Source organism: Rhizobium sp. RHZ02 (assembly GCF_014851575.1).
GTDB lineage: Bacteria > Pseudomonadota > Alphaproteobacteria > Rhizobiales > Rhizobiaceae > Rhizobium > Rhizobium altiplani.
Genome location: NZ_JACUZX010000033.1, coordinates 33,410 through 53,737, shown reverse-complemented (window position 1 = coordinate 53,737; position 20,328 = coordinate 33,410). Strand labels below are relative to the sequence as shown.

Genomic DNA, 20,328 nt, shown 5'->3' with positions numbered 1-20,328 from the left:
GGAGCTTCGGTCACACCGCCGGCGACCATGGCTAGTCACTTCTTGGCGACGTTGCGATCCAGGAAGTCGTTGATAAGGGGAGCAGCGACATCCAGCTTTTCTTCGAGCAGGAAATGACCTGAGTTCAGGATATGGATTTCTGCATCCGGTAGATCCTTGAGGTAAGGATGAGCGCCTGCCTCGGGAAAGATAGAATCGTTCTTGCCCCAGACGATGAGCGTGGGTGGCTTGCGCTCACGAAAGAAACGTTGGAAGTCAGGATATAGCGGCACGTTGGTTCGGTAATCGTACAGCATATCGAGCTGGATGTCCTTGTTCCCAGGGCGATCCAGAAGGGCTTGGTCGTGAACCCAGTTGTCCGGGCTAATGCGCGACACGTCTTCCATGCCGTCGGTGTACTGGAACTTGGTGGTTTCGAGCGTGAGCAAGCCGGAGAGCGCTTCGCGGCTCTTTGCTGATCCATCGGACCAGTAGGTCTTGATGGGATCCCAGAATTCCTTCAGTCCTTCATCATAGGCATTGCCGTTCTGGATGATCAGACCGCTGACCCGTTCCGGATGCTTCAGCGCCAGGCGATAGCCGACGGGCGCGCCATAATCCATGACGTACATTGCGTAGCTCTTGGCCTCCAGACGAACCATTAGCTTGTCGACGATGTCGGCGGTCGCGGCAAACGTATAGGCATACATACTGCGATCGGGAGTGGCGCTTTGCCCGTAGCCGGGATAATCCGGCGCGACGACATGGTACCGGTCTGCAAGAAGCGGAATCAGATTCCGGAACATATGAGACGATGTGGGAAAGCCATGAAGCAGCAGCACGACCGGAGCGTCGGCCGGACCGGCTTCCCGGTAGAAGATATCGAGGCCATCGATCTTTGCAGTTCGGTAGTGGATGGGAACCGGAGCCTCGCGAACATCTGTCGTGGCCTGCGCGGGACACGCGGACACAACTGTTGCGGCAGTCATGCTGGCGGTCGCCAGCATCAGGCACATAATCAAGCTACGCATGATAGTCTCCTCATAAGTCGAGATGAAACGAAAATTGGTTCTGAATGAGGGTTGCTTTGGCCGTTCTTGCCGAGCAATCGTCCGCGATAAACAACGTACCGGAGGCGACAGCCCCAGGTCGGAAGTGTCAGTTGTGTGGAATTCGATGCACGTAAATCTTGGGTATGAACGCGCCGGCGGACCGGCCGTCGTCGTCGTCGTTCATTAAGCGCCTCGATGGATAGGAGTAGGCTGGTTTTCGACTGCTCTCAATTGCGATCTAGGTCACTCGCAACTAGACAATGGCATTGCCGTCCTAGACCTTCGTCTATTGATTTGTCCTTACGCAACCCGCAGAAATCCCGTAACTATTTCCGGCGGACGATTGACCATCCTTCTACATTTCCTGACACGAAGTCGTCCCGAACTCTGAACGGAGAGGGTTGTGGAACGAGAGCCGGAAACCGATCCCATTATCGACCTGATCCCCGCCATGGTGTGGTCAGCAACCTCGGATGGCATGCTGGATTTTGCCAACCAGCATTTTCTCGAATTTATCGGTGCGCCGCTTGAGGAAATTTCCGGAGAGGGCTTCTACAAGTTGTTTCACCCTGACGACACGGCACATCTCGCTTCTGAATGGCATGCTATCATGGCCTCGAAGACTGCCAGAGAGGTCGTGGGGAGGCTCAAGCGCGCAGATGGCCAATATCGCTGGTGCACGCTTCGGCAGAAACCTCGGCTCGACGCCGAAGGAAATGTCACGAGATGGTATGGCGTCGTCCTGGATATCGAAGACCGCAAGCAGGCCGAAAACGCATTGAAGGAAACCAAGACTGCACTTGCGGCCAGCGAAGAGAACCTCAGCCTGATCATTAATTCGCTTCCGGTTCTCGTATGGTCTGCAAGACCGGATGGCAGCGCGGATTTTGTCAATAAAAGCTGGTTGGACTACGCGGGTCGCCCCGCTGATCAAATCCTCGAATGGGGTTTTTTGGACTTATATCATCCTGACGATATCCCAAGCATGGTGGACATTTGGAAGAGAGACCTTGAGCATTCCGACCACACCGTTCTGAAGGGACGCATCCGCGGAGCCGACGGCAACTACCGCTGGTTCTATTTCGCGGGCCGCAAGCTGGTTGATGCCAACGGAATCGTGCGTTGGTTCGGCTGCAATATCGATATCGAAGACCTACAACGTGCGGAGATTGCTCTCCGGGACAGCGAAGCTGCTCTCAGGGAAAGTGAGCATAAGCTGAATCTTATCATCAACACCATACCCGCGATGGCCTGGTCCTGCACCCCGGATGGACGGCTTGAATATTTCAATCGCAACTTGATCGATTATGTCGGTCTGCCTTTTGATGAAATTGTCGGCTTCGGCTTCTATCGTATGTTTCATCCTGATGACGTCGAGCCGATGCGTGCGGCATGGGACGAGATTGTTGCTTCGAAAATAAGTCGCCCGGTCGATGCTCGTATCAGACGCGCCGATGGCGAATATCGATGGTTCAACTTGCGACAAAGCCCGCTGTTGGATGCAGACGGAAATGTTGTGAGATGGTACGGCGTCGTCGTTGATATCGAGGATCGCAAGCGGGCTGAAGAGTCCCTGCGGCAGAGCCAGAGTGACCTCGCGCACGTGACGCGGATGACGGCCACAGGGGAGCTTGCCGTTTCGATTGCCCATGAAGTCAACCAGCCACTGATGGCAATCGTCACGAGTGCTGGCACATGTCTGCGCTGGCTGCAACCGGGCCACACTGATCTGGAGCAGGCGCGGATGGCCGCCGAAAGGGTTGTTCGGGACGGACATCGCGCGGGCGATATTATCACGAGTATCCGCGCAATGGCTCAGAAATCACCAGCGCGAATGGAGCAGACGGATTTACAAGGTGCCCTGCATGAGGTGTTGAGTCTTTTGACGGGCGAACTGCAAAGGCGTGAGATAGAGGTCGGCCTCGATATGGGGGAATTGCCTATCGAAGTCGTAGGAGACCGGACGCAACTGCAACAGGTTGTTCTCAACCTGGTCATGAACAGCGCTGAAGCGATGACAGCTTCGCCAAGGGCAAAGCGCATCGCCATCAGATGTGCGGTTCAGAAACAGCGTGTAATCGTGAGTATCTCGGATACAGGCCGTGGGGTACCGGTCGGTGAGTTGGATCGGATTTTCGAAGCATTCTACAGCACGAAGGCCGATGGTATCGGAATGGGCTTGTCGATTTGCCGCTCCATCGTCGAAGCGCATGGTGGCCGGATCTGGGCTTCAGAGGCGGAAAATGGGGGAGGATCAGTGTTCTCATTCACCTTGCCAAGGGCGGAGGATACAGGCGCCGTATGATGGATGATCGCAAAAGAGGCCGGCCGACCGTCATCATCATCGATGATGACGAAAGTGTCCGCGAAGCTCTGAGAGGGCTTTTTGAATCTGTCGAATTGACCGCCGAAACCCATGGTTCGGTGACAGAGTTTCTTGCTGCGGATGATCCGGATCGGGCTGGCTGCATTGTTCTGGATATTCGCCTGCCGGGTCAAAGCGGACTGGAGTTTCAAGAGGCGCTCGCGAAAAGCCGACACCCCAGGTCTGTCGTGCTGATAAGTGCTCATGTCGACGTGGCGATGGCTGTCCGCGCCATGAAGGCCGGAGCAATCGATGTCCTTACCAAGCCAGTACGCGAACAGGACCTGCTCGAAGCCGTGAACCGCGCTTTGGCGAGTGATAGCGCCCGACGGGAAGAGGCAAATCAAACGGCAGCAGTGCGCCTGAGGTATTCCAAACTCACCGATCGCGAGCGGCAGATTATGACTTTGGTTGTTGCCGGGAAGCTGAACAAGCAGATCGCCGCTGAGGTTCAACTCGCCGAGGCCACCGTGAAGCTTCATCGCGGCCATATGATGCGGAAAATGCACGCATCCTCAGTTGCAGATCTGGTTAGGATCGCGAGAATTCTGGAGGGCTGAAATTAAGCTCTAGGAAAGAACGTGGGATAGACTGAAGGGGCCGCGGTCTTTCCTCAACTGGTGGCGATTGAATGATCTCGTCGAGGACGCCGTAAGCTGCCAGTCCGCCACCGGCCCCGTGAATTCTTGGGCTCACGCTTTTTCCTGAAGTGCAGCATGTTCGCTTTCCCTGCGTCGCTATCCAGAACTAGACGGTCTGAAGTCGGCCGGCCCCTTTGCTGCCGTTCGAGTTCGACCCGAGGAACGTGTGGGATATGCTAGAATGTGGTCCGAAGGCGGAAGGCGACAGACGCACACTGCGAGGGGCGCTGTAATCGCGCGCGCGCCATGAAAGGCCGCGATGGGAGATGGCTGATGACGGCCGGGCTGGTCCTGGCCGCCAGAAGCCGGATTCGCGAAAGGTGTCATGTTCTTGACCATCGAGGACGAGGCGGCCGGGCGAAGGTCGTCGTACTGGCAGCTTCGAGAAGCGCCGGCGCGTAGTGCTGGGATCTTCGATGGTGGCAATCAACGGCAAGATCCGGCGGGAAGGGGATGTCGTGCATCTCGTCGCGCAGCAGCTTTTCGATTTGTCGGGAGACCTGTCCGGTCAGGCGGATCGCGACATGTTCAAGCTGCCGACGGGCAGGGGTGACGAGTTCGCCCATGGTGGCGGGCCGGATCCACGCGACAAGCCGATGCCTGCGGTTCACCCTCGCGACATCTTCATGCGGTGGCACTACCGAAGGAGGCCGTCGATCCCGAACTCGTCCCATCCGATTAACCCGGTTGCGGCTTCATCGGGTGGTTCGGTTTTTTCTTTTTTCTTCAGCGAGCGCGTCAGCTTCGCCTGATACGCGGCCCGTCTGCGATTTTCCGCTTTAGCCGCAGCGTCCTCCTCGCGCCATTCGTCCACAGCGCTACGGTCGAGAAGATCTTCGACAACATGGGGGTCGAATACGTGAAAGGTGATCTTTCTTGCGCGCCCTTGCAGCCTGACCGTTCGTGTTCCAGCGCTGGGCAGGCGGCCGTCTTCGAGCCAGCGCTTCCGCTCTGATGCCGTGATGGTCAGGATATCCTCAATCTCCCTGGGAATGATCGGAAGGTCCGCGATGTCGTCGAGCGCCTTGGAAACGGCCGATGCCGTCGCTCTGAATGCTGTCTTCGAAGTCTCTGGCATGACAAGAATGAGCCCGCCTGCCTGCATGTCCAGCGATTTCCGGACTGGGGATGGTAGCCGGGAGCGGATTTCCTGTAGGATCCCTTTCACCCTGACACCAGATCCCAGGGTCGCCTCCACGGGAAGCGGCCACTCCCTGATCAGCTCGGGATCGTCGCTTTCCTTGTTTTTCGTCTTCGTCTTTTGCATCTCGCAGCAGATGGTGTCGAAAGGGGCGCGCGTCAACGGAACTTGGGATGATTTCCAACGTTCTCGAACGCGTCGCGATTGTCCCCACCCGCTGTCACATCTCCGGCAGGCCGGCCTTTCGGAACCCGTCGACAAAGTGGTCTCGTACGGATGCATCGCGCAGCGGCTGGGAGCTGAGCCAATGACCGATCGTGAAATGAGGGTGGGCGATCAGGAACAATTCTGCTTCTCGCCGTGCCTCCTCACTGTGGCCCAACTGCGCAAGCGCAGCAGCCAGGAATTTGCGTGAGTTGGTACGATAAGTGTCTTCCCTGCGGAGTGTAGCGGTTGCCGCCTCATAGTCACGCGCGGCGTATTGCGCCTGCCCAAGATGACAAAGATACCAGCAGGTTGGGTAGGGATTGAGTCGCAAAGCTTTTTCGATCTGCGCTAGTCCGTCGGCAACCCTGCCGTCCAGCACGGACATGTCTGACATGGCGGCCCAGGTGTCGGCGTGGTTGGGGTCCAGCTCCAGGGCCCTGGCGAAGGCGGCCTCCGATTCCTCCCATCGCCGCTCATAAGCCAAAATGGTTCCCAGAACGTAACGGCAGCCGGCATCGTTGGGATCCAGGTCGACCGCCTTCTGCGCGAACGTCACCGCCATCCGACGGTTAGGATCTTCAGGCTCGCCGAAATGAGTCCAGGCAAGCCAACGGTTGTAGGCGAGCAGACCGAGCGCCTCGGCATATGATGGCTCGAGCTCAACCGCGCGTTGGAGCAGCATATAGGCCTCACGCTCAGTTTGCGGCGACTCTTCCGTCAGACGGCGGGCGCGCACACACAGATCGTAGGCCTCAAGGTTCTTCGGCCGATTGCGCTGCTTCGGGATGGTCAGCCGGCCGACGAGGGCTTCAACAATCTTGGCGTTAACTTCATCCTGTAACTCGAAAACATCTTCCACCGTCCTGTCAAACCGGTCGGCCCACAAGTGCTGGCCGCCAAGCGCATCGATCAATTGGGCCTTGATGCGGACACGGCCCCTCGCGCGTCTGGCGCTCCCCTCGAGGATGTAGCGGACGCCGAGTTCCTGGGCGACCAGCCGTACATCAACCGGCCTTCCCTTGTAGCCGTTCACGGAATTGCGCGCGATGACGAACAGGCCAGCCGTACGGGAAAGGTCGATGATCAGGTCTTCGGTCAAGCCGTCGACGAAAGGCGCGTCCGCTTCATCCCCACTCATATTCGTGAACGGCAATACAGCGATCGAGGGACATTCGGGCAGCGGCAGTATGCTCTGCGGCGCATTTGGCCAATGCCACACGTGGACCGGGCGAGTGAGGTTTTTTAGGTAGCGTTCGCCTCCATCAAAGAATTGGTCGCGGATCTTGCCGACGATCTCGCCGTGAACGTTGGCTGAAATGCAGATACCTCCCGGTGCGGCCTGCGTTTCGAGTCGCGCCGCGACATTGACGCCGTCGCCGAGGACGTCTGCACCGTCGTCAATGACATCTCCCAGATTGACGCCCACACGCAAAAGCAGGCGCCGGTCTCCGGGAGCCTCAACAGCAGTGGTGGCCCGTTGCATTTCCAACGCTGCTGCCACCGCGCCCACCGCGCTACTGAATTCGATTAAGAATCCGTCTCCCACGACCTTGAAGATGCGACCGTTGTGGCGCATCACAGCCGGCTCGATAACGCCAAAACGGAGTTCCCTGAGGTTCGCCAGCGTTGCGACTTCATCAGCCTCCATCAGGCGTGAATATCCCACCACGTCGGCAACGACGATGGCAGCAAGGCGACGCTGAAGAGATTGATCCGTCATAAGAGGACAAGCCTAACGACTGAGTTAGCAAGTTATTGTTCAACCGCGGGTGAGTCAACAAGTGCTAAGAGGTAGCGCCCTGGCGATCTCCATCTCCATCGAGCCGTCATCCTTCTTTGTACAGATGGCGCCGACGCGGACGACACGGAAATGACTATCCACGGAAAGCGGACGGTTCTTGGACGTCTGTGATCGCCGGCAAGCGGGGGGCTTCGGCGCCGGTTGAATTCGGACGCTCCGCTCAACCGAAATCGGGCAGGCTCCTGCGCTCGGGCAATAACCGCTATCGCATGCTGAATACATTGCAGATGTGGCCGGACATCCAGACCACGATGTCGGCTACTGGACGCACTATAGCAATACCGGAGAGCGCCAAGCCGCCAAGCGCTGGCAGCGGTCACGATGATGCAATTGCGATCGGCGCTACCGAATTGCGCGGGCGTTTGGCGTCGCATCATCTTCGGCGTCACCGGCGGATCAGAAGCCCAAACGGTGTTCGATCGATATCCTTGGTGTTCGGCGGTAGAATTCGCGCAATGATGCTACCTGTGGTCACCGAGCGCCATGCCGATTTGCCCATGAGGATCTTATACCGCGCACTGGCATACGAATCGGATGCGTGATCAAATCAAGTTAAGGACCGACGGTTCGATTCCGTTCAAGACCAAATGTCTCGGGCTATAACAGCTTTGCGCCCGCATCCCGCACATAGCTTGCACCCTAGCAGGCTCCCCATAAGCGGACATCTCGGCGGATCAGCCAGGCGGTAGGTTTGCGCCAAAACCAGTCGTCGTGGTTGTGTCAGCTTGCTGCAACGCACACTTGACGCTGCAGGGTGCCCGACCGGCAGCGTCCCCGAGAAAGAAGGAGAGCAGCCGGTTGGCTAACCAGAGTCCGCTGGACCGGCATTTGTCGTCATTGGTTTCGGCACGGCTTTAATACCGTTCTCCCTGAACGCGGTTTGGACCGCCACCAAGGCCGCGCGGCGGATCATCGACTGCTTGCCGGGTTTTGCCGTAAACGACGCCTTGATGATCAGCGTCCCGTCCTCAACGTCGCCGATTCCTTTGCTCTTGAAAGTCTCGATGAGGTCTGGGGCAAGCTCCGGGTCGGCGGCAATGTCCTGCCCGATCTTTTTGAAGAGCCTTCGGACCAATTCGACGTCGGTGTCGAACGCAACACGAAAGCTCAGCTTTTCGATCGCCCAATCGCGACTGAAATTCTGGATCTTGCCGATCTGGCCATAGGGCACCGTCGCAATTGCACCACGCGAGTTGCGCAGCGATACGGACCGTATAGAAATCTTCTCCACGGTTCCCTTGGCACCCGACGTCTCGATGTATTCGCCGAAACGGAAGGCATCGTCGATCAGGAAGAAAAGTCCGGATACGACGTCCTTGACAAGCGTCTGCGAACCGAAACCGATCGCAAGCCCAAAGACGCTCAGGCCGGTGATGAGCGGCCAGACGTTGACGCCTTGTGACACCAGGATCGAGAGCAGCGCCAGTGCTAGAATACTCGATTTTCCGACGGCGCTGATCAGCGGGACGATCGTGCCCAGTCTCGAACGAGGTACTCCTGGCTCTCCACCGCCGAGCGTAGGACCCGCTACGAGCACGGCACGCTCTGTCACCGTCCCGACCACATTCCAGAGAAACGCCGCGACAAGCGCAATCAACGCCATCCCGAGCGCGTCGCGCGCGACGCTTCGCAATTCGAAGCCAAGTCCGAGAGCCAATGGCGTCGCCCATAGCACACCCAACATGGAAAATGCAGCAATCAGGATGGCAAAGCGGAGTGTCTGCCGCCCAGCCGCAGCAGGGATGGAAATGTCCGGGGCCTCCAACTTACGCTGCGCCCAGCTTCCGAGCATCGCATCGAGATGCGGTGTTAGAAGCAGCATGAGGACAGTTACAATCACCGCTGATCCGGGGAGCGGCGCCCCCAATGTCAGAGCGGTCTGGCTGCTGACAAACGTGATGACGAGAAATCCGATGACGATCGCCGGCCAACATCGCGAAAGACGACTGCGCCAACGGCTTCGCGGGTGCGGACCGGCAACGGCAGCGGCCATCGTGCGTTTGTGTCGCCACACCATACCTGCAAGCAAAAGGTAGGCCGGGATGGCCATCAAAACCGTCCGCGTCAGATCCCTGAGGCCCGGCCCTGCATCCCAAATCTGCAATGTGGTGACAAGGGCAACCCCGACTATAGCCCAACCGATAGCGATCGACAGGTCACGGGACAAAGCCAGCACATGAAAGGACCGGCCGCGGACCTCCGGCCGTCGCGATGCTGTCAATATAAGTCTCGTCAGATATAAAACGACAATGACAACGACAGTCGCAACCACCCATAGCCGAAGGGTTCGCAAAGGCAGGGCCGGCGGCGCAAGCATTCGAGCTGCGACAAGACCCACCGTGAGAGCAACGCCCATGGCCGCAGCACTCAATCCAAATCTACGCCAACCGGCACTCGTGGCAGTCCATTTGTTCACTTGCAGCGCTAGCACGAGGAAGGTGCCCGCCGTCAACACTACTACCAGGACGATTGCAAGGGAAAGCAAGACCGGCGAGCTCGATGCACCCACCATGGAGCTCCGCAAGTTTGCCAACTCGCCGGGCAGATCCGACAAAGCGGAGAACCGCACCCTCAGCCCCGCCGCAAAACCGTCGGCACCCTTCTCAATGGACAATATCGCGGAATTGACGTCCAAATCGGCTACGGTCTCTTCGCTCACACTGCCTGTTCCTCTGTTGTGCTTCCACTTCGCCAACCTGTCATTGGTCCTGCAGAGTATTTGGCGGCGCTGCCATCGATGACTACATAAAGAATACCGATCTAGGCCGCGGCTCAGCACCGGCATCGGATGGTCAGCGCTGGCTTGCTATGTCTACTGCAGTGTCGCACTAATTGTGTTGGTGAGCCATGAGTTGTTGTTCGCAAAGAGGATCTGGTGCGGGATTGGCGCGGCTGAGTGTGTGCCTCGGTGACGGTGTGCGCGACGCTTCTAAAGGCTCGCGACTAAAGCCGAAACCACGGACCACGGCATGGTGAGATCACGAAGGCGAACATTGCCAGAGGCGGAACGACCCACGCACACCAGACCCTGAACCGGCGCACGATTGCGGACAGATTCTAGGCGCCTTAAAGGGAAGTGCCGTTCAAGCTCTGCAACTTACAGGTTTGAGCCTAGCCGTCGCGGCTCGGGCTACTTCGTGATAGTTGGTCGAAGCAGGTGTAGACTTCACAACCTTGCGGGCGAGCTAGTCGTTTCTCCAAAAGCGGGCTGCTCTCGCTCAGCAAGTATATCGATTGTCAGGTGCATCGTTTGTCGGTTTTAGACCGACCTGCCTATACGGGAGGCGGTGCGGCGCATAGGCATGCAACACCAAACATCGACCGGATCGCGAAGGAAGGCGCGCGTTACACGAGCTGGTACCGCCAAGGCGAGCTGTACCGCAGGCCGCGGATCTTTCATCAATTTGTCGGCTTGTCGTGTTGCATTTCCTCGCACCGGACGATCGGCCCCAGAGCCGACATAGAAGCTCGCATCGGGGAATGGCAGCTTTGCGCCTTCATAACGGTCATCGAGCCATCGGTCGCTGTCGCTGCAAAGCGGACGTGACGTAGTGACGACAGGGGTCGCAGTTGCGCCAGAAGCGTCATTGTGCTGATGGCATAGCCTGCGGAAACGTCCAACTTCCATCGAGCACTTGAGCGCGAGGCCGGTATAGGCGCACGGTGTAATTCCAACCTGCCATTGTCGGAATACAGTTTTCGACCTTCGTCTTATCGCAGTCGCCGAACTGCACGTTGATGGAACCATCGGCAGCCTTGGCAGCCGTAATGTTGTTCAGCGTATAGGCGTTCAGCTTGTTCTTCTCGAAGTAGCCTTTGGAATTGTAGACGCTGATCGACCAGAACCCGTCGACCGGCACGTCCCTGACGGACAGCCTATAGATCGTCTTTCCGTCGTTTTTGGGCGGGGTGACATTCAGGTAGGTGGCATCGTGTTCAGGGTTGCCACCCCATCCTGCGGCGGTGCCGATCAGGTGGCGGATCGGATCAACCTTATCTTTCGCGCCGAACGCACCTTTGAAGTCCGGTATGGTTGAACCAAGCACCAGTAGGGCGTCTCGCACCTTCTTTTGACTAGCCGTGTCCCATTGAGGGGCCTCGAACTTCCCAGCGCTGGTCTGGCTAACCTTCGTGGCATCCTGCAGGCTGTGCACCTGCTGGATATCATCCGGGCTGTTGGGGTCGACCAAGGTGCGCAATCCGACAAGAATATAACGTGTTCCAGCTTGATCGCGGGTATAGGTGTAGCTGCCAGCGTCGTACTTTTCGTCGCCTACCAGATAGTGGTCTTCGTTGATGATCTGCAGCGATCGGAAGCGTGTGCCAGCGTCAGGGAGAGTGACGGTGACCGGGCCTGCCTCAAGGTCGATAAGGGCGACCGAATAAAGCGTATCACGGTTGGGGCGGACAACGGTCTGATGGTCGATCGACATCGGTTCGCGATGATGACCAAACTTGCCAGTCGTGCCACCCGCATCCTTGAGTGCGTTGTTGAAATAGAGATCGGTTTCGGCGCGCGTAAAATTGTCGACGGTAACGGGCATGTCTGCAGCGCGCGCTGCCTGCATTCCTGCGCTGAAGCAAAGAGTTGCCACAGAGGCAAGGTGAAAAAGCCGCATAGTACTTCTCCTTGGATATCTGCCAGAACCCAAGAAGCGGTTCGCGGCAGTGGACATCGCGGCGAACGCCATTCCATCATGGAAGGGCGTCGCTCGGTTCAATTCAGCTTGACCAGGGCTGGTGGCCAGTACGTGCCGTTTGAGACACCATCGAGCGGACCGTAGAAGCGGAACGTCAGTCGGAACTTCTGCCCCTTTGGGATCGGTAGCCAGTTTCCGTCAGGAGCGTCGGCAGGCTTGCTCGTTGCGAAATAGAGTGTGAGCGAGCCGTCAGTGCCGAACTGTGGATGCGTATGCTCGTTCAGCAGGTAACGGTTCGATGGATTTGGCAGGACGCGAAAGTGGACATTGTCGACAGCGATGACAGACCAGAAGTACTTGGCGAAGCGCGAGGGCAGCGCGTCCTTGGGGAATGTCACCTTGTAGACGTGGTCCCCGGAAAGGTCGTCACCACTCTCGTCCTTCCCGCCGCGATAGTAGAGAACCTCGGGTTTCACGTTCGCCCAGATGCCGCCGTTGTTCACCAGCGTCCGTGCCACATAATCCAGGCCGTATTCGCCGACGACGCCCGGACGCGCCCATCCGTTGTGAACGACGCCATGGCCGATCGTGGCACCAGCCTTGGCGAGTTCCGAAAAGGCGTGCTGTTTGATGACGGCGTCCACGCGTTTGCGCTCCTCAGCATTGTCCTTCACGGCGGCTGCGATCTGTCTCGCGTCCGTCTGAAGTCTCTCCAGCCCCGGACTAAGGTCCGGCTCGCTGTCGAGGGCCGGGATCGCCGCATCGAACGCCTCCACGCCTGGAAGCTCTTCCAGCTCGAAGATCGGGGTCTTCGGGATATCCGGCAGCTTCGGCGAACCTGTCGCCCGCAACTTGAACTCATGCTGCAGGACGACAGCGCGATCGGGGTCGTTGCCGAGGGCCACGCGGGCAAGGATCCGAGCATGCGGAACAGGAAGATCGATGCGGATGGCCTCCTGAGGCAGCTCCACTTTTGCGCCTCGCAGACAAACGGCGAAATCGCCCGACGCCTTGTTGGGGAAGACGCGTTCGTTGATATTGGCAAGCGTCTCGCCCCACCCGTTCAGGAATTGGACGGTAAAGTACCGGTCTTTGATTTCAGGGACCGAGACGATTGTGCAACTGGTCTCGTCGACTGCAACCCAGGCCTCGGAATAGGCGACGTCCAGGTTCGGATTGGGCCAGTCCACCGCGCCGGGCTTCCTGTGAACCAACTCGTTCCACTTAAAACCTTCCTGGAAGTCGAGCTGTTGTTGGCGCGTGATCAGCAGCCGGCCAAGCAGGTAGATATAGGCCTGGCTGATCTCTTCATCGCTGACCTGAGCGGTCTGCGCCGAGGTCCCACCTGCCACCATCAAAAAAGCGAGGAGGAGGAAAGTAACAGAGCGTAGCGACATGATGACCTTGACCTTGTTAGCGGCGCTGACAACATCCTCGCTTTTCGAGGCACGAGAGGAAGTACGTTACGGTAAATATTGAAGTGTTCTGCAATGCTGACGGCCGATTTGGATCGATGAACGAACCGCTGCACGGGAGGGCGCGTGGGTTGAGGTAGAGGGCACGAGGCGGGCGTCGCGCTAAGATCAAAATCGGGACTCTCGTTCAAGAAATTCGAACCCGCGCCATGGTCGTCCAGCGAAAGACCGGACGTCCCGTACAATTCGAGATCACGACCGAAGTGAGGGGAAGCCTGCTTGCCTGGCTTGAACGCAGCCCATGAAGGGGATGCTGACGGGACCGGTTACCATTCTTCAACTGGTCCTTCGTTCGCGACGACCTGCCTCGCGAGACCGTGTGCCGACAGATCGCGCTCGCCATCCATGATGAGGTGAAGGATCTCGAGCAAGCGGGCGCGGCGATGATCCAGATCGACGAAGCGGCGTTACGCGAAGGCCTTCCCCTCAGGAAGGGTGCCTGGCAGCATTATCTCGATTGGGCTGTCGAGTGCTTCCGAATTTGCTCCAGCGACGTGGCGGACGACACGCAGATCCATACGCACATGTGCTATTCCGAGTTCAACGACATCATGGATTCGATCGCCGCGATGGACGCGGATGGGATCTCGATCGAGACATCAAGGTCGAAAATGGAACTGCTCGATGCATTCGTCGGAGAAGGTTATCCGAACGAAATCGGACTGGGTGTCTATGACATCCACTCGCCGCGGGTTCCTCATGCCGAGGAGATGCGAGCGTTGCTCAGTCTGGCGCGCACACATTTGAGCGACCGCCAACTTTGAGTCAACCCGGACTGCGGCTTGAAAACCCGCAATGGGAAGAGGTCAAACCCGCACTCGTCAATATGGTGAAAGCCGCGCGCAGCCTGCGCGAAGTAGCCGCGGTAGAGGGCTAGCCCTACCGTGCCACCGAACCCCGAAGCCGGGCGAAGGTCCGGCTTCGTTGCCTTCATTATTTGTCCCCAGCGTTTCTGCGTCTGTCTGATGGTATCCGTTGACGCGATTTTCGCCTCGTATACTATATCTTGTGTTCGAGGTTCTTCCGATTCGCGTCGGAAGCTAAGACGGGAATACGGTGCGTGAGGCCCATGATGGGTCGAGCAATGCCGGAGCTGCCCCCGCAACTGTGAGCGGCGAGCATTCGATCGATAGGTCCACTGAACGCCTTGAGGGCATTGGGAAGGCAGATCGAATGTGATGACCCGCAAGCCAGGAGACCTGCCTTGCAACGCAAACGTCCACGGGCGGGGTGTCCGGAAGGTCGCGATTGCGTGCGGGATGTTGCCGTGCGTGCCGCTTCCCCTGACCGCCGCATGAGCCACTTCGGGGTGAAGTCTTATGATCTTGAGTTTCGAAATCCGTCCGCGCGAATGACGGGCGCCTGAGCGTCCGGCGACCGCAAGCGGCTGCCTTCATCATCGCTCACTTTTGGCCGGACGTCGGAGGATGTCCGATCGCTATCGCCCGCCTATCTGACATGAGGATTACCATGACCATCACCGTCTACAGCAAGCCTGCCTGCGTTCAGTGCACGGCGACCACACGCGCGCTCGATCGGCAAGGGATCAACTATGACGTGATCGACGTCTCGACCGACACCGCGGCCTACGAGCTCGTGCAGGGTCTCGGCTACCGTCAGGTTCCCGTCGTCGTTGCCGGTGACCTGCACTGGGCTGGCTTCCGACCTGATATGATCAACGCTCTGGCCTGAGGATCGGCCGATGGGTGAGCTCGTCTATTTCTCCAGCAGATCCGAGAACACCCGCCGCTTTGTCGAAAAACTCAGGCTGCCCGCATCGCGGATTCCGATCGGCGCCGAGCTCACGCTTACGGCGGAACGTCCCTTCGTCCTGATCGTCCCGACTTATTGCGGCGACGGCGGCAAGGGCGCCGTCCCCAAGCAGGTGATCCGTTTCCTCAACGATGCGGCGAACCGCTCGAACCTCCGTGGCGTGATTGCCGCGGGCAACAGCAACTTCGGCGAGACCTACGGGCTTGCCGGCGACATCATCGCAAGGAAATGTCAGGTGCCCTACCTCTACAGGTTCGAGCTTCTGGGCACCGTGGAGGATGTCGCCAATGTCAAACATGGATTGGAACGATTTTGGACACGGCAGTTCTCGAACGCCCTGTGAAGGTGGCGGATACGAAGGTGGCGGACGCAACGCTCGACTACCACGCACTCAACGCGATGCTGAACCTCTATGACGAGGACGGAAGGATTCAGCTCGACAAGGATCGGCAAGCGGCCAAGCAGTATTTCCTGCAGCACGTAAACCAGAATACAGTGTTCTTCCATAATCTCAGGGAGAAGCTCGATTACCTCGTGACCGAAGGCTATTATGAGCAGGAGGTTCTGGACCAGTATTCGTTCAATTTCGTCCGCGACCTGTTCGATCACGCCTACGATAAGAAGTTCCGCTTCCCGACCTTCCTCGGCGCGTTCAAGTACTACACCAGTTACACGCTGAAGACCTTCGACGGGAAGCGTTATCTCGAGCGCTACGAAGACCGTATCTGCATGGTGGCACTGACGCTGGCGCAGGGCAGCGAAGCGCTGGCCCGCGACATGGTTGATGAGATCATCTCGGGCCGCTTCCAGCCGGCGACCCCGACCTTCCTCAATGCCGGAAAGAAGCAGCGCGGTGAGCTTGTCTCCTGCTTCCTGCTACGCATCGAGGACAATATGGAGAGCATCGCACGCGGCATCAATTCCGCTTTGCAGCTCTCCAAGCGCGGCGGCGGTGTCGCTCTGTCGTTGACGAACCTGCGCGAGGCGGGAGCGCCGATCAAGCAGATCGAGAACCAGTCGTCAGGCGTAATCCCGGTCATGAAGCTCCTTGAGGACAGCTTCTCCTACGCCAACCAGCTCGGCGCGCGGCAGGGGGCAGGCGCCGTCTACCTCAACGCCCACCACCCCGACATCATGCGGTTCCTCGACACCAAGCGCGAGAATGCCGATGAGAAGATCCGCATCAAGACGCTGTCCCTCGGCGTTGTTGTCCCCGACATCACATTCGAACTGGCAAAGAACAACGAGGATATGTACCTGTTCTCGCCCTACGATGTGGAGCGTGTCTACGGCGTCGCCTTCAGCGAGATCTCGGTGACGGAAAAGTACCGGGAGATGGTGGCCGACAGCCGCATCAAGAAAAAGAAGATCAAAGCGCGTGACTTCTTTCAGGTTGTTGCCGAGATCCAGTTCGAAAGCGGCTATCCCTACATCATGTTTGAAGACACGGTGAATAAGACGAACCCGATTGCCGGACGCATTACCATGAGCAACCTCTGCTCGGAAATCCTGCAGGTGAGCGAGGCGAGCGACTACAATGACGATCTCTCCTACAAGCACATGGGCAAGGACATCTCCTGCAATCTCGGCTCGCTGAATATCGCTGCAGCGATGGATTCATCCGATTTCGGCAAGACGATCGAAACCTCGATCCGGGCGCTGACTGCCGTTTCCGACATGAGCAACATCACGTCCGTTCCAGCCGTGGCTAAGGGTAACGCCGACAGTCACGCGATTGGTCTCGGGCAGATGAACCTTCACGGCTATCTCGCCCGCGAACGTATCTACTATGGCTCCGAAGAGGGCGTCGACTTCACCAACATGTACTTTTACACAGTCACCTATCATGCCATCCGTGCCTCGAACCGGCTGGCCGTCGAGCGGGGTCAGAGCTTTAAGGGTTTCGAGAATTCGAAGTACGCTTCGGGCGAATATTTCAACAAGTACACCGAAGCTGAGTGGAAGCCCGCGACAGCGCGTGTAGCAGAGCTTTTCGAGACGGCAGGGGTCCACGTTCCGACGCAAGACGACTGGTTGGAACTGAAGCAGGCCGTCGTGGAAGGCGGTCTCTATAACCAGAACCTGCAGGCGGTGCCGCCAACGGGCTCGATTTCCTACATAAACCACTCGACCTCCTCGATCCACCCGATCGTTTCGAAGATCGAAATCCGCAAGGAAGGCAAAATCGGCCGCGTCTATTATCCAGCCGCCTTCTTGACCAACGACAATCTCGACTACTACCAGGATGCTTACGAGATCGGGCCGGAAAAGATCATCGACACCTACGCCGCGGCCACCCAGCACGTCGACCAGGGCCTGTCGTTGACGCTGTTCTTCCGTGATACTGCGACGACCCGTGATATCAACCGGGCGCAGATCCACGCCTGGAAGAAGGGCATCAAGACCATCTACTACATCCGCCTTCGCCAGATGGCGCTGACCGGCACGGAAGTGCAGGGCTGCGTCTCCTGTGCCCTTTGATATCAGGTGAACGAGATGAACATCCAAGTAAGAACCAAAGCCCCGAAGACTGCCGCCGCCGTGCGTGCCATCAACTGGAACCGCATCGAGGACGATAAGGACCTCGAGGTCTGGAACCGGCTCACCGGCAATTTCTGGCTGCCGGAAAAAGTGCCGCTGTCGAACGACATCCCCTCCTGGGCGACGCTGAAACCGGAAGAACAGCAGCTCGCGATCCGCGTCTTCACCGGACTGACGCTGCTCGACACGATCCAGAACGGCGTCGGCTCGGTCGAACTGATGGCGGATGCAACAACGCCCCATGAGGAGGCCGTGGTTTCCAACATCTCCTTCATGGAGGCGGTCCACGCGCGCTCCTATTCGTCGATCTTCTCGACGCTCTGCTCGACGCCTGATGTCGATGACGCGTATCGTTGGTCGGAAGAAAACGAGTTCCTTCAGCGGAAGTCGGCGCTGATCATGGAGCAGTACGGATCCGCCGATCCCTTGAAAAAGAAGATCGCGTCGGTTTTCCTCGAAGGCTTCCTCTTCTATTCCGGCTTCTATCTGCCGATGTACTGGTCGAGCCGTGCCAAGCTCACCAACACCGCCGACATGATCCGGCTGATCATCCGGGATGAAGCGGTGCATGGCTATTATATCGGCTACAAGTTCCAGCGAGCTATCGAGCGATTGCCGGAGGCGCGGCGCCAGGAAATCAAGGACTTCTCCTTCGACCTGTTGCTGGAACTCTATGACAACGAGGCGAAATATACCGAGGCGCTCTATGACGGCGTGGGCCTCACAGAAGACGTAAAGAAGTTCCTGCACTACAATGCCAACAAGGCGCTGATGAACCTCGGCTACGAGGCCTTGTTTCCAGCAGAGGCGTGCAAGGTCAATCCGGCCATCCTGTCGGCGCTATCGCCGAACGCCGACGAGAACCACGACTTTTTCTCAGGATCCGGTTCGTCGTATGTTATCGGCAAGACGGTTGCGACCGAGGACGAAGATTGGGATTTCTAAATTAGGTCGTTGCGCATAGAAGCTTTCCTGCAGGAGCAGCCAATCCTTGCGGCGTCGTGCGTTCGACTCCGCTCAAGACCCTCATTCGTTTCCACATTGTCGCGATGGCTTTTCGTCAGGCACCAATGGGGGTTCTTGCTTCCTGCGCTTGCCTCTCGGCGTAAAGTCCACCAGCAGTGATTTGAGTTCCAGTTCACGAACCCGCCGGGCAGCTTCGTCCGGAGCAAGCCAGGCCATTTGCCGCTGCCCTTTTTCCTTGAACACGTTCTTCTGGTCCGTCACCTCAATTTGGAACAGGTCGACGATGATCGGCGCGATCTCGCCATCGTCGACGAACTTGAGGTAGGTATAGCGGCCTACGGGTGTCTTGTGCACGACGCCATTGACGCCGGCCTCCTCCCAGGCCTCGATTTCAGCTGTCTCGTATGGCTTCTTCCTTTTCATCGGCCAGCCCTTGGGCACAATCCATCGACCGGAATCCCGGGAGGAAATCAGGAGGACTTCAATGTTCTCGGTGTCATCGATGTAGCGGAAGCAGACTGCACCATATTGTTGCCGGAAGGCCGCAGAAAACAATTTTTCCGGTTCCCGCGCCAACTGCGCCAAGAGGGACGGACGGCTTCCCGGCGCTTCCACCTTCTGCTTTTTTCTCGGCATCAAATCGAGTTCCATGTTTTGTCAGACCCTAATAAGTCCTATCGGGTTAAGATAGGGTCGGAGGCGACGATCAGACGCTCGCCGAGTGCGAATGAACCTCTCACGTCGCGATTTCGTGGCCCGGATCGACACCGTGTAACACCGCGAACGCGTGAGCAAACCTGCAAGATATTTGACGGAGAATCCGTTTGGTGCCTTGCAAAACCATTATTGACGTTTTTGCACGCGTGTGCAATATGAACGCGTGTGCAATTGGGAGGGCCTCATGCGCGAAGCCGAATTCTGTGAAGCTCAAGAACGCGTAGCGCTGTGCAAGACAGTGATCCGCTCAGCCGGCGAGCTTGTTCTGCAGGGCTTTCGAAAGCGGACGGCAACGTCGTCCATGAAGGGTCCTCAAGACTATCTGACCGAGACCGACGCCGCTTCCGAGGCGCATATCCGCGCAGTGATCGCCGAGCATTTTCCGGATGATCATTTTTTTGGTGAGGAAGGTGGCGGAGTAATTGGTGACAGGATCTGGGTGGTCGACCCGGTCGATGGTACTGCGAACTTTGCACGCGGGATTCCACATTTCTGCATTTCGATCGCCTACGTCGAGGCCGGGCAAACACAATTTGGCGCAATCTTCAACCCCGCGCTCGACGAACTTTACTTCGCCGAACGCGGCAAGGGCGCCACGCTGAACGACCGATCAATTGATACGGCCAGGACCAACAGGTTCGAGGCCGCCTCCATCGAGATGGGCTGGTCGACCAGGGTACCGAATGAGACCTACCTTGGTGTGATGGGCGAGCTGCTTGCGCTTGGCGCCAATGTGCGACGGGCAGGGTCAGGTGCCATGGCTCTCGCCTATGTCGCCGATGGCCGTTCCGACGGTTATGTCGAACTCCACATGAATGCCTGGGACTGCCTGGCAGGATTACTGCTCGTCAGCGAAGCCGGCGGGGCCGTCTGCCCGTTTTTTGAAATTGGGACCCTGGAATTTGGTGGACCTGTGCTTGCGGCGGCGCCCGGGGTGGCCAGCGGCGTCAGCAATGCGGCCCGTATTCCGATTGCCGTTGCACCAACAGCTGACAGGCTGGCTGCCTCCGGCTGATGACAGTCACGAGGC

The 20,328-nt window shown here is 58.0% G+C and carries 14 protein-coding genes, 2 pseudogenes and 1 riboswitch; of the genes and pseudogenes, 9 read left to right on the top strand and 7 right to left on the bottom strand.

Translation table 11 applies throughout. The annotated features are described in order from the left end of the window. Nucleotides 1-35: 35 nt before the first annotated feature. Nucleotides 36-1,010: an alpha/beta fold hydrolase gene (locus IB244_RS28570; RefSeq protein ID WP_192306472.1), complete on the bottom strand. Its 975-nt coding sequence runs from the start codon at nt 1,008-1,010 to the stop codon at nt 36-38. Nucleotides 1,011-1,434: 424 nt separating this feature from the next. Here IB244_RS28570 and IB244_RS28565 point away from each other — a divergent pair, with 424 nt between their 5' ends. The 3 genes and pseudogenes from IB244_RS28565 to dnaE2 form a co-directional block, all read left to right on the top strand. Then, a complete protein-coding gene (locus tag IB244_RS28565; RefSeq protein WP_192306470.1) occupies nt 1,435-3,336 on the top strand; it encodes a PAS domain S-box protein in 1,902 nt (633 codons plus the stop codon). Next, nucleotides 3,333-3,956 carry a response regulator transcription factor gene (locus IB244_RS28560; protein WP_018859103.1) on the top strand — a complete coding sequence of 208 codons (624 nt, stop codon included), beginning with the start codon at nt 3,333-3,335 and terminating at the stop codon, nt 3,954-3,956. Before IB244_RS28565 ends, IB244_RS28560 begins: the two co-directional genes overlap by 4 nt. A gap of 318 nt (nt 3,957-4,274) precedes the next feature. Beyond that, a pseudogene (gene dnaE2 / locus IB244_RS32615) lies at nt 4,275-4,666 on the top strand (error-prone DNA polymerase); the annotation flags it as partial. Nucleotides 4,667-4,674: 8 nt separating this feature from the next. Here the strand turns inward: dnaE2 and IB244_RS28550 are convergent. The 5 genes from IB244_RS28550 to IB244_RS28530 all read right to left on the bottom strand — a co-directional run bounded on the left by IB244_RS28550 (nt 4,675) and on the right by IB244_RS28530 (nt 13,223). Beyond that, nucleotides 4,675-5,304, bottom strand: coding sequence for a hypothetical protein (locus IB244_RS28550; protein ID WP_192306507.1), 630 nt, complete (start codon nt 5,302-5,304; stop codon nt 4,675-4,677). Nucleotides 5,305-5,398: 94 nt separating this feature from the next. Then, nucleotides 5,399-7,105, bottom strand: coding sequence for an adenylate/guanylate cyclase domain-containing protein (locus IB244_RS28545; RefSeq protein WP_192306466.1), 1,707 nt, complete (start codon nt 7,103-7,105; stop codon nt 5,399-5,401). Between the two features lie 883 nt (nt 7,106-7,988). Continuing rightward, a complete protein-coding gene (locus tag IB244_RS28540) occupies nt 7,989-9,845 on the bottom strand; it encodes a mechanosensitive ion channel family protein (RefSeq protein WP_192306464.1) in 1,857 nt (618 codons plus the stop codon). A 925-nt stretch (nt 9,846-10,770) separates the two neighbouring features. Next, nucleotides 10,771-11,754, bottom strand: coding sequence for a DUF1254 domain-containing protein (locus IB244_RS28535; RefSeq protein ID WP_246734758.1), 984 nt, complete (start codon nt 11,752-11,754; stop codon nt 10,771-10,773). Between the two features lie 149 nt (nt 11,755-11,903). Beyond that, on the bottom strand, nt 11,904-13,223 hold the full coding sequence (locus IB244_RS28530) for a DUF1214 domain-containing protein (protein WP_192306462.1): 1,320 nt from the start codon (nt 13,221-13,223) through the stop codon (nt 11,904-11,906). 313 nt (nt 13,224-13,536) lie between these two features. On the opposite strand from IB244_RS28530, the pseudogene IB244_RS28525 reads away from it, so the two are divergent. The 5 genes and pseudogenes from IB244_RS28525 to nrdF all read left to right on the top strand — a co-directional run. Beyond that, a pseudogene (locus IB244_RS28525) lies at nt 13,537-14,178 on the top strand (5-methyltetrahydropteroyltriglutamate--homocysteine S-methyltransferase); the annotation flags it as partial. 121 nt (nt 14,179-14,299) lie between these two features. Continuing rightward, a riboswitch (cobalamin riboswitch) is annotated at nt 14,300-14,523 on the top strand. Nucleotides 14,524-14,771: 248 nt separating this feature from the next. Beyond that, nucleotides 14,772-14,993 (top strand): glutaredoxin-like protein NrdH, encoded by a 222-nt coding sequence (gene nrdH, locus IB244_RS28520; RefSeq protein WP_169681970.1) that lies wholly within the window; start codon nt 14,772-14,774, stop codon nt 14,991-14,993. Nucleotides 14,994-15,003: 10 nt separating this feature from the next. Further along, nucleotides 15,004-15,417 carry a class Ib ribonucleoside-diphosphate reductase assembly flavoprotein NrdI gene (gene nrdI, locus IB244_RS28515; protein WP_169681973.1) on the top strand — a complete coding sequence of 138 codons (414 nt, stop codon included), beginning with the start codon at nt 15,004-15,006 and terminating at the stop codon, nt 15,415-15,417. Beyond that, on the top strand, nt 15,387-17,555 hold the full coding sequence (gene nrdE, locus IB244_RS28510; protein WP_192306460.1) for a class 1b ribonucleoside-diphosphate reductase subunit alpha: 2,169 nt from the start codon (nt 15,387-15,389) through the stop codon (nt 17,553-17,555). Before nrdI ends, nrdE begins: the two co-directional genes overlap by 31 nt. A gap of 15 nt (nt 17,556-17,570) precedes the next feature. Then, nucleotides 17,571-18,560 carry a class 1b ribonucleoside-diphosphate reductase subunit beta gene (nrdF, locus tag IB244_RS28505; RefSeq protein ID WP_169681976.1) on the top strand — a complete coding sequence of 330 codons (990 nt, stop codon included), beginning with the start codon at nt 17,571-17,573 and terminating at the stop codon, nt 18,558-18,560. An 81-nt stretch (nt 18,561-18,641) separates the two neighbouring features. Here nrdF and IB244_RS28500 read toward each other — a convergent pair whose 3' ends face one another. After that, nucleotides 18,642-19,232, bottom strand: coding sequence for an NUDIX hydrolase (locus tag IB244_RS28500; protein WP_246734751.1), 591 nt, complete (start codon nt 19,230-19,232; stop codon nt 18,642-18,644). A gap of 250 nt (nt 19,233-19,482) precedes the next feature. On the opposite strand from IB244_RS28500, the gene IB244_RS28495 reads away from it, so the two are divergent. Continuing rightward, entirely contained in the window at nt 19,483-20,313 is an 831-nt protein-coding gene (locus IB244_RS28495) for an inositol monophosphatase family protein (protein ID WP_192306458.1), read from the top strand. The last annotated feature ends 15 nt before the right edge of the window (nt 20,314-20,328 follow it).